Below are 13,029 nucleotides of genomic sequence, written 5' to 3' on the forward strand. Positions count from 1 at the left end.
GTAAAAATAATGGTCATGACAGATCCAATTGCTGATATGCTTACTCGCATTCGTAATGCGAACATGGTGCGTCACGAAAAGTTAGAAGTGCCTGCTTCTAATTTGAAAAAAGAAATTGCTGAAATCCTAAAGCGCGAAGGTTTCGTACGTGATGTCGAATTTATCGAAGACAACAAACAAGGTATCATCCGTATCTTCTTAAAGTACGGTGCAAATAACGAACGCGTTATTACTGGTCTTAAGCGCATAAGCAAGCCCGGACTTCGAGTTTACGCTAAATCAAATGAGGTACCACGCGTTCTTAACGGTCTTGGTATCGCATTAGTTTCAACATCAACAGGTGTTATTACAGATAAAGAAGCTCGTGCAAAACAAGTCGGCGGAGAAGTATTAGCTTACGTTTGGTAATAGAGTTTCTGAATGAATGGAGGTGCACTAAATGTCTCGCGTAGGGAAAAAACCAATTGAAATTCCAGCAGGAGTTACAATTACGTTAAACAATAATACTGTTACTGTTAAAGGACCTAAAGGCGAACTTACTCGTTCTTTTAATCCTGATATCACAATTAACGTTGAAGAAAACGTTGTAACAATCACACGTCCATCTGACGTAAAAGAACACCGCGCATTGCACGGAACAACTCGTGCGTTGATCGCAAACATGATTGAAGGTGTTTCCACTGGCTTCACAAGAGGCTTAGAGTTAATCGGGGTTGGATATCGTGCGCAAAAGCAAGGTAACAAACTTGTATTAAACGTGGGTTACTCACATCCAGTTGAAATTGAACCTGAAGCTGGCCTTGAAATCGAAGTACCGTCTAATACAAAGGTTATTATTAAGGGTACTGATAAAGAACGTGTTGGTGCATTAGCTGCCAATATTCGCGGAGTTCGTCCTCCAGAGCCTTACAAAGGTAAAGGAATTCGTTACGAAGGTGAATTTGTTCGTCGTAAAGAAGGTAAAACAGGTAAGTAATGCCGCATAGGTAAACGAAAGGAGTGACGTATATGATTACGAAGCTTGATAAAAACGCTACTCGCAAGAAAAGACATGCTCGTGTTCGTGCGAAACTTAGCGGTACTTCAGCTCGTCCTCGTCTAAATGTGTTTCGTTCAAACCAACACATTTATGCACATGTGATCGATGACATGAATGGAGTAACTTTAGCAAGTGCTTCTACAATAGAAAAAGATTTTGGTCTTGAATCTACAAACAACGTTGAAGCTGCACAAAAGGTCGGAGAATTAGTCGCTAAACGTGCGGTAGAAAAAGGTATCACTTCTGTTGTCTTTGATCGTGGAGGATACCTATACCACGGACGTGTGCAAGCATTAGCTGATGCTGCACGTGAAAACGGCTTACAATTTTAATAGACAAAGGAGGGACACAAAAAGATGCGTCGTATTGATCCAAACAAACTTGAACTAGAAGAACGCGTAGTTACGGTTAACCGTGTTGCGAAGGTTGTTAAAGGTGGACGTCGTTTCCGTTTCTCTGCTCTTGTAGTAGTTGGGGACAAAAACGGTCATGTAGGTTTCGGCACTGGTAAAGCACAAGAAGTACCAGATGCAATCCGCAAAGCCATCGAAGATGCAAAGAAAAACTTAGTCGAAGTACCAATGGTTGGAACAACAATTCCTCACCAAGTAATTGGACGTTTTGGTGCTGGTGAAATCTTTCTAAAGCCTGCTTCTGAAGGTACAGGAGTTATCGCCGGCGGACCAGTTCGTGCAGTTCTTGAGTTAGGCGGGGTAGCTGATATCCTTTCTAAATCATTAGGAACAAACACTCCAATCAACATGGTTCGTGCAACAGTTGATGGTTTGAAACAATTAAAACGTGCTGAGGACGTAGCAAAATTACGTGGTAAATCAGTAGAAGAACTGTTAGGATAAGGGGGGAAATCAAATGGCGAAACTTTTAATTACCCTCAACCGCAGCGTAATTGGTCGCCCTGAGGACCAACGTGAAACAGTTAAAGCGCTAGGATTACGTAAATTAAATCAAACAGTTGAGCATCAAGATAACGCTGCGATTCGCGGTATGATTAACAAAGTTGCTCACCTTGTAACAGTTAAAGAACAATAATTGATTCTTTTCTTTCATAAGGAGGTGCCAATATGAAACTTCATGAATTACAACCTGCCGAAGGTTCTCGTCAAGAACGTAAACGTTTAGGTCGCGGGATCGGTTCTGGTCAAGGAAAAACAGCAGGTAAAGGTCATAAAGGTCAAAATGCTCGTTCTGGTGGCGGTGTCCGTCCTGGCTTCGAGGGTGGTCAAACACCTTTAATGCGTCGTTTACCAAAACGCGGATTTACCAACATCAGCCGTAAAGAATATGCTGTTGTCAATCTTGATGCATTAAATCGCTTTGAAGAAGGTACAGAAGTTACTCCAGAACTTCTTATCGAAACAGGCGTTGTAAGTAACGAAAAAGCAGGAATCAAGATTCTTGCTAAAGGGAACGTTGAGAAAAAGTTGACTGTAAAAGCTAACAAATTCTCCTCTGCTGCTAAGGAAGCGATCGAAGCTGCTGGTGGAACTATTGAGGTGATCTAATGTTCCGTACAATCTCCAATTTTATGCGCGTGGGTGATATAAGACGTAAGATCATATTCACCCTTTTAATGTTAGTCATATTTCGACTTGGAACATTTATTCCTGTACCGAATGTAAATGCTGATGTACTTGCCAGTCAAGATAAGCTAAGTGTATTTGGCATCTTAAATACCTTTGGCGGTGGAGCATTAAAACAATTCTCCATCTTTGCAATGGGTATCATGCCGTATATTACAGCATCAATTATCATTCAGCTTTTACAAATGGATGTTGTTCCGAAATTCACGGAATGGTCCAAACAAGGAGAAGCCGGCCGTCGTAAGATTGCTCAAATCACCCGTTATTTCACCGTAATACTTGGATTTATTCAAGCATTAGGTATGTCCTATGGTTTTAATAACTTAGCCAACGGGCAATTGATTGAGAACCCTGGAATTGGTACTTATCTCTTAATTGCTGTTACTTTGACTGCTGGTACATCATTTTTGATGTGGCTAGGTGAGCAAATCACTGAAAAAGGTGTGGGAAATGGAATTTCCATTATCATCTTTGCTGGGATCGTTGCTGGTATGCCTTCCACGATCAATCAAATCTATATTCAGCAATTTGAAAACGCAGGAGAGGCCTTATTCTTACGTATTGTAACTGTTGTAATAATCGTTCTTGCGATTATCGCAATTGTGGTTGGTGTAATTTTTATCCAACAAGCCAATCGAAAAATTCCAATCCAATACGCAAAACGGGTTGTGGCAGGACGTAATCCAGTAGGTGGTCAATCCACTCACATGCCGTTAAAAGTTAACGCAGCTGGTGTTATCCCTGTTATCTTTGCCGTTTCATTCATTGTAACACCAAGAACAATCGCATCATTTTTCCCACAAAATGATGTAACACTTTGGATTATCAAGAACTTTGACTATTCAGAGCCATTTGGGATGACGTTATATGCAGCATTAATTATCGCGTTTACTTATTTCTATGCTTTTATCCAAGTTAACCCTGAACAAGTAGCGGAAAACTTGCAGAAGCAAAGCGGTTATATTCCTGGAATTCGTCCAGGAAAGAGTACGCAGGAATACTTAACTCGCGTTTTATATCGATTAACCTTTGTTGGTGCACTCTTCTTAACAGTGATTGCTGTACTTCCTACTATTTTTATTAAATTAGCGAATTTACCGCAATCAGCTCAAATTGGGGGAACAAGCTTGCTGATCATTGTCGGTGTTGCACTTGATACGTACAAACAGCTTGAAGCACAATTGGTTAAACGTCATTATAAAGGATTTATTAAGTAAAAGGTTTTGGGGTCCCAAGGGTCCCTGAAGCCCATTTATAGCACGAGGGGGAACACGTGTGAATTTAGTATTAATGGGGCTTCCAGGTGCCGGTAAAGGCACTCAAGCTGAAAGAATCGTCGAACAATACGGCATCCCTCATATCTCCACTGGAGATATGTTCCGTGCAGCGATGAAAGAAGGAACTGAACTAGGTTTACAAGCGAAATCATTTATGGATAAAGGTGAACTTGTTCCGGATGAAGTAACAATCGGTATCGTTCGTGAGCGATTAAGCAAGGAAGATTGCCAAAAAGGCTTTTTGTTGGATGGATTTCCTAGAACAGTACCTCAAGCAGAAGCGTTAGAAAATTTACTAGTTGATTTAAATAAAAAAATTGACTATGTAATTAATATTAACGTAGATAAGAGTATCTTAATGGAGCGTTTGACAGGGCGGCGGATTTGTAAAGATTGCGGATCAACTTATCATTTAGTTTTTAATCCTCCTGCAAAAGAGGGTGTATGCGATCGCTGCGGCGGTGAGCTATATCAAAGGGCAGATGATAATGCGGAAACGGTTCAAAATCGCTTAGACGTCAATATCAAACAACAAGAGCCACTACTAACTTTTTATGAAACAAAAGGCTATCTCCGCACGATTGATGGTCAGCAGGATATTCGCAAAGTATTTGCTGATATTGAACAGTTACTCGGGGTCTTAGCATAATGGTGTTAGGCAAAGTTCGAAAAATCTGGCATTCGACTCTCGAATTTCTCCAATAAGATTCAAAAGTATGTAAAAGCATATTGGCTTTTCCATTGTGCTGAGTATGCAGGTCCGAGAGTTGGGCAAGAATGACATGAGAAAGTTATTATTTCTCATAATGAAAAAATTCCTTGCGGACAAAATGCAGTATTATATGTTACTATTATAAGGTTGCATAATGTCGAACGAACTAAAAGACTCGCTTGCATTTTTATGAACGCTATTTTTGAAAAGAGAAGGGAGACGAGACCGATGGCCAAAGACGATGTTATTGAAATTGAAGGTAAAGTAATTGAAACTTTGCCAAATGCGATGTTTAAGGTAGAATTAGAAAATGGTCATACTGTGCTAGCTCATGTTTCTGGTAAAATCCGAATGCATTTTATTCGCATTCTTCCAGGTGATAAGGTAACTGTAGAGCTTTCTCCATATGACTTAACACGCGGAAGAATTACCTACCGCTTTAAATAATCAGCTTGCACTCCGTACTACTAAGGAGGTTAGGATAATAATGAAAGTTAGACCATCTGTTAAACCGATCTGCGAAAAGTGCAAAGTTATCCGTAGACGCGGAAAAGTTATGGTTATCTGTGAAAACCCTAAACATAAACAAAAACAAGGTTAATTTTGAAGGAGGTGCGCTAAAATATGGCACGTATTGCTGGTGTAGATATTCCACGTGAAAAGCGTGTAGTTATCTCTTTAACTTACATTTATGGTATTGGTAAAAATACAGCACAAAAGGTATTAGCAGAAGCTGGTGTTTCTGAAGATACTCGTGTGCGAGACTTAACTGAAGACGAATTAAACAAAATCCGTGAGATGATCGACAAGTTAAAAGTTGAAGGTGATCTTCGCCGTGAAATTTCTCTTAATATTAAGCGTTTAATGGAAATCGGCTGCTACCGTGGATTACGTCATCGTCGTGGTTTACCGGTTCGCGGACAAAATACGAAAAACAACGCTCGTACACGCAAAGGTCCTCGTAAGACTGTTGCGAACAAGAAGAAGTAATCGGCAAAGGAGGTTATTTAAATGGCACGTAAAACTAATACACGTAAACGTCGTGTTAAAAAGAATATTGAATCTGGGATCGCTCATATCCGTTCAACATTTAACAATACGATTGTAACAATCACAGATGTTCATGGTAATGCAATTTCTTGGTCAAGTGCAGGTGCTCTTGGATTTAGAGGTTCTCGTAAATCTACTCCATTCGCAGCACAAATGGCAGCTGAAACAGCAGCTAAGACATCCATCGAACATGGTATGAAAACTTTAGAAGTTACTGTAAAAGGACCTGGTGCAGGACGTGAAGCTGCTATTCGTGCTCTTCAAGCTGCTGGTCTTGAAGTAACAGCTATCAAAGACGTTACACCTGTTCCTCATAATGGATGCCGTCCACCAAAACGCCGTCGTGTTTAATTTTTTCTGTATAGAACTTGTATCATGCGTCTATAATGGATATGATACTAATTTTTAACAACTTATACAGGGAATTTATTCCAGTTGTTGTGCACAAAACGGGAACGTATACATGGGGGAATTTCAATTAGCAATAGAATCTAATTGAGGTTTCGACGTTTTGAAGGAGGGTTATTTGATGATCGAAATAGAAAAACCAAAAATCGAAACGGTTGAGATCAACGATGATGCCAAGTACGGTAAGTTCGTCGTAGAGCCACTTGAGCGTGGATATGGTACCACTTTGGGTAACTCCTTACGTCGTATCCTACTATCTTCACTCCCAGGTGCCGCTGTTACATCGATTCAGGTCGATGGGGTACTTCATGAGTTCTCAACAATTGAAGGCGTCGTAGAGGATGTAACATCCATCATTTTAAACATTAAAAAATTAGCTTTAAAAATCTACTCTGATGAAGAGAAAACACTTGAAATTGATGTGCAGGGTGAAGGACCTGTCAAGGCAATGAATATTACCCATGACAGTGATGTTGAGATTTTAAATCCTGATCTTCATATTGCCACATTAGCATCAAATGGTAATCTTCGCATGCGTTTAACAGCTAGACGTGGTCGTGGATATACACCGGCTGAGCAGAACAAAAGAGAAGATCAGCCAATTGGTGTGATTCCAATTGACTCGATTTATACGCCAGTTTCTCGCGTGTCATATCAAGTAGAAAATACTCGTGTAGGTCAAATGACAAATTATGATAAGCTAACGCTAGATGTTTGGACAGATGGAAGCACTGGGCCAAAAGAAGCGATTGCTCTTGGTTCGAAAATTTTGACCGAGCATTTGAATATTTTTGTTGGGTTAACCGATGAAGCACAAAATGCTGAAATCATGATCGAAAAAGAAGAAGACCAAAAAGAAAAAGTTCTTGAAATGACAATTGAGGAACTCGATCTTTCTGTTCGTTCTTATAACTGCTTAAAACGTGCTGGAATCAATACTGTTCAGGAATTAGCTAATAAGACTGAAGAAGATATGATGAAGGTTCGTAACTTAGGCCGCAAATCACTCGAAGAAGTGAAGGCAAAACTAGAAGAGCTTGGATTGGGCTTGCGTAAAGACGACTAGTTTTTTACGTTGCTAATATCCGTTTTATGACTTCAACAAAGGAGGGAACCCTTCATGGCATACAGAAAGTTAGGACGCACAAGTGCACAGCGTAAAGCTATGCTACGTGATTTAACTACAGATTTAATTATCAATGAGCGCATCGAAACAACAGAAACTCGCGCGAAAGAGCTTCGTGTGACTGTTGAAAAAATGATCACTCTAGGTAAGCGCGGCGATTTACATGCTCGTCGTCAAGCTTCTTCATATGTTCGTAATGAAGTTGCTGATGCTGAAAATGGTCAAGATGCAGTTCAAAAACTTTTCGCTGATATCGCTCCACGTTACCAAGAGCGTCAAGGTGGATACACTCGAATCATGAAACTTGGACCACGCCGCGGTGACGGTGCACCAATGGTTATTATCGAGTTAGTTTAATACCTTTTAACAGACAACAAGGGCGCTGGACAGTTTACAAACAAACTTGTTCTTTGCCCTTTTTCTGTAATAGAAATTAATAATAATGTACGACCCAAGCCAAACGAGTGTTATGATGAGCGTAACTCCTTTAGAGGAGCGAAATGAAAGTGTTAATAATCTTTCCCGGAAGGAATACTCTTATTCTTTTTTGCGACTCGTCTAGCTCATGCACCTCCTCCCATTTCTTTATAGAAATCCTTTTTTTGCAGTATAATCGATACTGCCAGGGGACGAGGTGCGGGCTTTTTTTGTATTATTAAATATTTATAGCTGAGGTAAGTTGAGAGGAGACGAGGAATATCAATGAAAGAGTCAATTGTATCGCTTAAAGGAGTTTCCTTTCAATACGATTCACAGGAACGCTATGCCTTAAACAACGTCACCTTCGACATCTATGACGGGGAATGGCTGGCCATTGTCGGGCATAATGGGTCAGGTAAATCAACGATGGCAAAGCTCTTAAATGGTCTGCAATTTCCGCAGCAAGGAGAAATAACTGTTTCTGGTAAGCAGCTTAACGAAGAGTCGATCTGGGATGTTCGCAAAGAGATTGGAATGGTTTTTCAAAACCCTGATAACCAATTTGTGGGGACAACGGTACAGGATGATGTGGCTTTTGGTCTAGAAAACAATGGAATACACAGGGATGAAATGGTGCAGCGGGTCGAAGATTCCTTAAGAAAAGTGAAGATGGATCAATTTCTATATCAAGAGCCCCACCATCTATCGGGTGGACAGAAGCAGCGGGTAGCGATTGCTGGTGTACTTGCGTTAAGACCTTCCATTATTATTCTAGATGAAGCGACTTCTATGCTTGACCCAAGAGGACGTGAAGAGGTATTAGAGACGGTAAGAGTATTAAAAGAAGAGAAGTCTTTAACAGTGATCTCGATTACTCACGACCTGGAAGAGGCAGCTAAGGCGGACCGCATCATTGTCATGAATAAAGGGGAAGTATTTCGCGAGGGAATCCCAGAAGAGATTTTCTCAATGGATGAGCAATTGATTCAATTAGGATTGGATATTCCTTTCTCGGTAAAAATGAGCAAAGCATTCCGGCAAAAAGGAATTGAACTATCAAAGCATTATTTATCGGAAGAAGAGTTGGTGACAGAGCTATGGACATCTCACTTCAGCAAATAGAATACCGGTATCAAGCAAACACCCCTTTCGAGCGGCTGGCCATTAAGGATGTTTCAATCGATATTCCGACAGGCACGTATATGGCGATCATAGGCCACACCGGTTCTGGAAAATCGACGGTTTTACAGCATCTAAATGCCCTGCTGCAGCCTACCAAAGGAACTGTGAAAATTGGTGAGCATGAAATCAAGGCACAGCAGAAAAATAAAAAATTAAAACAAGTGCGTCAAAAGGTAGGAATTGTGTTTCAATTTCCTGAGCATCAATTGTTTGAAGAAACAGTAGAAAAAGATATTATCTTCGGACCGATGAACTTTGGTGTTTCTGAAACAGAGGCAAAGAAGAGAGCACGTCTTGCCTTGAAACAAGTCGGCTTGGCGGAAGAAATTTTAGAAAAGTCACCGTTTGACCTGTCAGGCGGACAAATGCGGCGCGTAGCGATTGCCGGTGTGCTGGCAATGGAGCCTGATGTAATTGTCTTGGATGAGCCTACTGCTGGATTAGACCCGCGCGGCCGTAAAGAGATTATGGATATGTTTTATACGCTCCATAAGGAACGGAAGCTTTCTACCATACTCGTTACTCACAGTATGGAGGATGCGGCAAGATACGCCGACCAAATTGTTATTATGCAGCAAGGGAAAGTCGTCAAACAAGGAACACCAGAAGAAATCTTCTCATCGCCAGCTGATTTGGTGCAAATGGGACTTGATGTCCCTGAGGTGGTACGATTCCAGCTTATGCTGGAAGAGAAAACAGGCTTGAGGCTAGGAAAAATCTATCTATCAATCGAAGAGTTATCTTCTGCTGTTACAGAGTTTTTAAGCAGAGGTGTTCGCTCATGATGGAAAAAATGATTTTTGGCCGCTATGTCCCTGCAGACTCAACGGTCCACAAGATGGACTCTCGTTCAAAATTAATCATCATCTTCCTTTTTGTTTGTATTATTTTTCTGGCTAATAACTGGATTACTTATGTACTCATCGGAATTTATACCTTTTATATGCTTGGAATGTCACGTATTCCTGTTCGTTTTTTGTACGGAGGACTTAAGCCAGTATTATGGCTTGTTTTATTTACACTTGTGTTGCAGCTGTTTTTTACAAAAGAAGGAGCTTTACTATTCGAATTAGGGCCGATAAAAATCTATGAAGAGGGACTTAGGATGGGGATCTTTATCTCCTTACGATTCTTCTTTTTGATTTTAATGACGTCTTTACTGACATTAACGACTACTCCGATTGAGATCACAGATGGACTTGAAACCCTTTTGAATCCGTTAAAAAAGGTTCGTTTTCCTGTTCATGAAATGGCACTGATGATGTCGATTGCACTGCGTTTTATCCCAACGCTGATGCAGGAAACAGATAAAATTATGAAGGCACAAATTGCCAGAGGTGTTGAGTTTTCCAGCGGTCCCTTCAAGGAGCGCATTAAGGCAGTTGTTCCACTTCTCATCCCCTTGTTTGTCAGCTCCTTTAAACGAGCTGAAGAGCTGGCGGTTGCCATGGAAGCTAGAGGCTATCGCGGTGGTGAAGGAAGGACCAAATACCGGCAATTGAGCTGGAAAACTGCAGATTCCCTGCAGATGGTTGTTTTAGCTGTTTTAACGATTCTTTTAATTTTACTACGTTCATAAATGGGGCAGGGAAACCATGCAAAGGTATAAATGCATCATTTCTTATGATGGCTCGGGTTTTTCCGGGTATCAGGTTCAACCAAATAAACGAACAGTGCAAACAGAGCTGGAAGCTGTTTTAGCAAAAATGCATAAGGGCAATCCGGTAAAAGTGAGCGGCTCTGGTCGAACAGATGCGGGTGTCCATGCAAAAGGACAGGTCATTCACTTTGATTCTCCGCTTCCGATTCCAGAAGAAAAGTGGGAAGTCGCCTTAAATTCAATGCTGCCTGAAGATATATCTGTTCGATCGGTTATGATTGTTGATGCGTCCTTTCATGCCCGCTTTGATGCTGTTGGGAAGGAATACCGCTATGTGCTCCTTTTATCTTCTATACGAGATCCGTTCCAGCGGAATTATGCCTATCGGTACCCATACCAATTAAATTTAGAGGCCATGCGGGAGGCAAGTACATTTTTCCTCGGTACTCATGACTTTACGAGTTTTTGCTCAGCAAAGACAGAAGTAGAGGATAAAATCAGAACAATTGAGACGATTGATTTTATCATGGAGGGTAATTTACTTACACTTCGCTTTGTTGGGAATGGCTTTTTATATAATATGGTTCGGATTCTAGTTGGAACGCTATTAGCTGTTGGCTCAGGAGACATATTACCTGAGGAAATCCCTGTGATTTTAGAAAAAAAAGATCGGCGTTTTGCAGGGAAAACAGCGCCAGCTCACGGTTTGTATCTTTGGAAAGTGTTTTATAAATAGGAACTGTTAAACAAGTTTCTTGAATATAGCCTGAATGGTTCATAAAGCCCGAAAAGTGGAAAAATGCTCACAGCGGTCGTTAAGAAAGGTTATTAAATAACTTAAGTTACTATTTTTTAAAACAACCTGACCTGGTGTAACATTTTCTTGACAATTGGACTGTAAGTATTTATTATATTATATGTGTGTGTTTTTAATCCCACGATAAAGCCCCGGAAAGTCTTAATCGTGATTGAAAATATATGAATTGAAAAATTAAGCGCACGGATAGCTTCGACATTGATTCCCGGAACAGAATCGATTGCCGAATGCTTTATGAAGGTGCGAAAATAATAATCTTTAATGGATTTAATTAGGAGGGAAACTCATGCGTACAACGTTTATGGCAAATGCCAACAATATCGAGCGTAAATGGTACGTAATTGATGCTGAGGGCAAAACTCTTGGTCGTCTTGCTTCTGAAGTTGCATCAATCTTACGTGGTAAAAACAAACCAACTTTTACACCACATGTTGACACTGGTGATCATGTAATCATTCTTAACGCATCTAAAGTAGAATTAACTGGTAAGAAATTAACTGACAAGATTTACTACCGTCACACAATGCACCCAGGTGGTTTAAAACAAAGAACTGCTCTTGAAATGCGTACCAACTATGCTGAGAAAATGATCGAGCTTGCTGTTAAAGGCATGCTTCCAAAGAATTCTCTTGGTCGTCAAATGTTCAAAAAATTACACGTATATGCTGGCGCAGAACATCAGCACCAAGCACAAAAACCTGAAGTTTACGAACTTCGCGGTTAATTAAGAGGGAGGGAAATAACTTGGCACAAGTTCAATATATCGGTACTGGTCGTCGTAAGAGCTCTGTCGCACGTGTGCGCTTAGTTCCAGGCACAGGTAAAATTGTAGTTAATGGTCGTGAAATCGAAGATTATATCCCATTTGAAGCATTACGTGTTGTTGTAAGACAACCATTAGTAGCTACTGAAACTGTTGGCAGCTATGATGTTCTTGTAAACGTAAGCGGCGGTGGATACACTGGTCAAGCTGGCGCAATCCGTCACGGTATTGCTCGCGCATTACTTCAAGCAGATCCAGAATTCCGTCCAACATTAAAGCGCGCAGGTTTATTAACTCGTGACGCTCGTATGAAAGAACGTAAAAAATACGGACTTAAAGGCGCTCGTCGTGCACCTCAGTTCTCAAAACGGTAATATTTGCGTTTCGAAGGCTCTCAACCTATTTGGTTGGGGGTCTTTTTTATGTCTAAAATTAGCTATTGACCACATTTGGTCATTTTGAAACTTAGCAGTTGTTTGCTCTTTTAGAGTGTCCGTTATATGTGTAAAAAAGTATCAAAATTTATGTGATCTTACAGTGAACTTCGAAAGAATTTTACTTTATTCTATTAAATCTTCCCCCTTTTGGAGAGATTTTTCGTTGAATTAAAACAAATTAGGATTAATCAACCATAAGTGCTTTTTATATGGTAATGAAGGTTTATGATCGTTCAACGTGAAATAGGCTTTTACATTAGTAACAACCACCTAAAATGAATCATAACTTGTTGAAGAGAGTACACCTACTATCTAATGGTTTCAATTATACAAAACACAATCTCGTCTGTTCATCTCTCAATCAGGTGTTTAACTTAACCTGATTATTAAAAATAAAGGGGAGGAAAAAATGCACAATTATCAAAATGATCTTCAAATGTTGGGAATGGATAATTACCATGTTGGAGAGTTAGTTCCTATGGATCCTCAGAGCCAAGATTCGCGCGTGTTTGGAATGCGTTGCGGAGGCTGCGGTATGCGTTGCGGGGGCATGATGTGCGGCGGTATGCGTTGTGGCGGTTGTGGCGGTTTCCGTTG

21 protein-coding genes are annotated in these 13,029 nt (G+C 40.5%); all 21 read left to right on the forward strand.

What is annotated here, in order from left to right:
* Positions 1–9 precede the first annotated feature (9 nt).
* Positions 10–408 carry a 30S ribosomal protein S8 gene (gene rpsH / locus V7150_RS02855; RefSeq protein WP_007085276.1) on the forward strand — a complete coding sequence of 133 codons (399 nt, stop codon included), beginning with the start codon at positions 10–12 and terminating at the stop codon, positions 406–408.
* Between the two features lie 31 nt (positions 409–439).
* Positions 440–976: a 50S ribosomal protein L6 gene (rplF, locus tag V7150_RS02860; RefSeq protein ID WP_335513425.1), complete on the forward strand. Its 537-nt coding sequence runs from the start codon at positions 440–442 to the stop codon at positions 974–976.
* A 32-nt stretch (positions 977–1,008) separates the two neighbouring features.
* Positions 1,009–1,371: a 50S ribosomal protein L18 gene (gene rplR / locus V7150_RS02865; protein WP_335513481.1), complete on the forward strand. Its 363-nt coding sequence runs from the start codon at positions 1,009–1,011 to the stop codon at positions 1,369–1,371.
* Positions 1,372–1,395: 24 nt separating this feature from the next.
* Positions 1,396–1,896 (forward strand): 30S ribosomal protein S5, encoded by a 501-nt coding sequence (gene rpsE, locus V7150_RS02870; RefSeq protein WP_335513427.1) that lies wholly within the window; start codon positions 1,396–1,398, stop codon positions 1,894–1,896.
* Positions 1,897–1,909: 13 nt separating this feature from the next.
* Entirely contained in the window at positions 1,910–2,089 is a 180-nt protein-coding gene (gene rpmD, locus V7150_RS02875) for a 50S ribosomal protein L30 (RefSeq protein WP_098533198.1), read from the forward strand.
* A 32-nt stretch (positions 2,090–2,121) separates the two neighbouring features.
* A complete protein-coding gene (rplO, locus tag V7150_RS02880) occupies positions 2,122–2,562 on the forward strand; it encodes a 50S ribosomal protein L15 (protein WP_335513429.1) in 441 nt (146 codons plus the stop codon).
* Positions 2,562–3,857, forward strand: a complete 1,296-nt coding sequence (gene secY / locus V7150_RS02885; RefSeq protein WP_335513430.1) for a preprotein translocase subunit SecY — start codon at positions 2,562–2,564, stop codon at positions 3,855–3,857. Before rplO ends, secY begins: the two co-directional genes overlap by 1 nt.
* 58 nt (positions 3,858–3,915) lie before the next feature.
* On the forward strand, positions 3,916–4,566 hold the full coding sequence (locus tag V7150_RS02890) for an adenylate kinase (RefSeq protein WP_335513432.1): 651 nt from the start codon (positions 3,916–3,918) through the stop codon (positions 4,564–4,566).
* Between the two features lie 291 nt (positions 4,567–4,857).
* On the forward strand, positions 4,858–5,076 hold the full coding sequence (gene infA / locus V7150_RS02895) for a translation initiation factor IF-1 (RefSeq protein WP_007085268.1): 219 nt from the start codon (positions 4,858–4,860) through the stop codon (positions 5,074–5,076).
* A 40-nt stretch (positions 5,077–5,116) separates the two neighbouring features.
* Entirely contained in the window at positions 5,117–5,230 is a 114-nt protein-coding gene (gene rpmJ, locus V7150_RS02900) for a 50S ribosomal protein L36 (protein WP_000868344.1), read from the forward strand.
* Positions 5,231–5,253: 23 nt separating this feature from the next.
* The gene (gene rpsM, locus V7150_RS02905) at positions 5,254–5,619 is read left to right on the forward strand and encodes a 30S ribosomal protein S13 (RefSeq protein WP_335513434.1); all 366 of its coding nucleotides are present in this window, start codon (positions 5,254–5,256) and stop codon (positions 5,617–5,619) included.
* Between the two features lie 21 nt (positions 5,620–5,640).
* On the forward strand, positions 5,641–6,030 hold the full coding sequence (gene rpsK, locus V7150_RS02910) for a 30S ribosomal protein S11 (protein ID WP_024027886.1): 390 nt from the start codon (positions 5,641–5,643) through the stop codon (positions 6,028–6,030).
* 178 nt (positions 6,031–6,208) lie between these two features.
* Positions 6,209–7,153, forward strand: a complete 945-nt coding sequence (locus V7150_RS02915) for a DNA-directed RNA polymerase subunit alpha (RefSeq protein ID WP_335513436.1) — start codon at positions 6,209–6,211, stop codon at positions 7,151–7,153.
* A gap of 54 nt (positions 7,154–7,207) precedes the next feature.
* On the forward strand, positions 7,208–7,570 hold the full coding sequence (gene rplQ, locus V7150_RS02920) for a 50S ribosomal protein L17 (protein ID WP_307413391.1): 363 nt from the start codon (positions 7,208–7,210) through the stop codon (positions 7,568–7,570).
* A 345-nt stretch (positions 7,571–7,915) separates the two neighbouring features.
* Positions 7,916–8,755 carry an energy-coupling factor ABC transporter ATP-binding protein gene (locus V7150_RS02925; RefSeq protein WP_335513440.1) on the forward strand — a complete coding sequence of 280 codons (840 nt, stop codon included), beginning with the start codon at positions 7,916–7,918 and terminating at the stop codon, positions 8,753–8,755.
* Positions 8,731–9,600: an energy-coupling factor ABC transporter ATP-binding protein gene (locus V7150_RS02930; protein ID WP_335513442.1), complete on the forward strand. Its 870-nt coding sequence runs from the start codon at positions 8,731–8,733 to the stop codon at positions 9,598–9,600. The genes V7150_RS02925 and V7150_RS02930 overlap by 25 nt, the downstream gene beginning before the upstream one ends.
* The gene (locus V7150_RS02935) at positions 9,597–10,394 is read left to right on the forward strand and encodes an energy-coupling factor transporter transmembrane component T family protein (protein ID WP_335513444.1); all 798 of its coding nucleotides are present in this window, start codon (positions 9,597–9,599) and stop codon (positions 10,392–10,394) included. Before V7150_RS02930 ends, V7150_RS02935 begins: the two co-directional genes overlap by 4 nt.
* A gap of 16 nt (positions 10,395–10,410) precedes the next feature.
* Positions 10,411–11,151, forward strand: a complete 741-nt coding sequence (truA, locus tag V7150_RS02940; protein WP_335513446.1) for a tRNA pseudouridine(38-40) synthase TruA — start codon at positions 10,411–10,413, stop codon at positions 11,149–11,151.
* A 367-nt stretch (positions 11,152–11,518) separates the two neighbouring features.
* Entirely contained in the window at positions 11,519–11,956 is a 438-nt protein-coding gene (gene rplM, locus V7150_RS02945) for a 50S ribosomal protein L13 (protein ID WP_283921084.1), read from the forward strand.
* A gap of 20 nt (positions 11,957–11,976) precedes the next feature.
* Positions 11,977–12,369 (forward strand): 30S ribosomal protein S9, encoded by a 393-nt coding sequence (rpsI, locus tag V7150_RS02950; RefSeq protein ID WP_098533175.1) that lies wholly within the window; start codon positions 11,977–11,979, stop codon positions 12,367–12,369.
* Positions 12,370–12,841: 472 nt separating this feature from the next.
* Positions 12,842–13,029, forward strand: a 188-nt coding sequence (locus V7150_RS02955; protein WP_335513448.1) for a heterocycloanthracin/sonorensin family bacteriocin, incomplete at its 3' end; no start/stop codon positions are given.

This window comes from Neobacillus drentensis (assembly GCF_036965245.1).
In the GTDB taxonomy this organism is placed as follows: domain Bacteria; phylum Bacillota; class Bacilli; order Bacillales; family Cytobacillaceae; genus Neobacillus; species Neobacillus drentensis_G.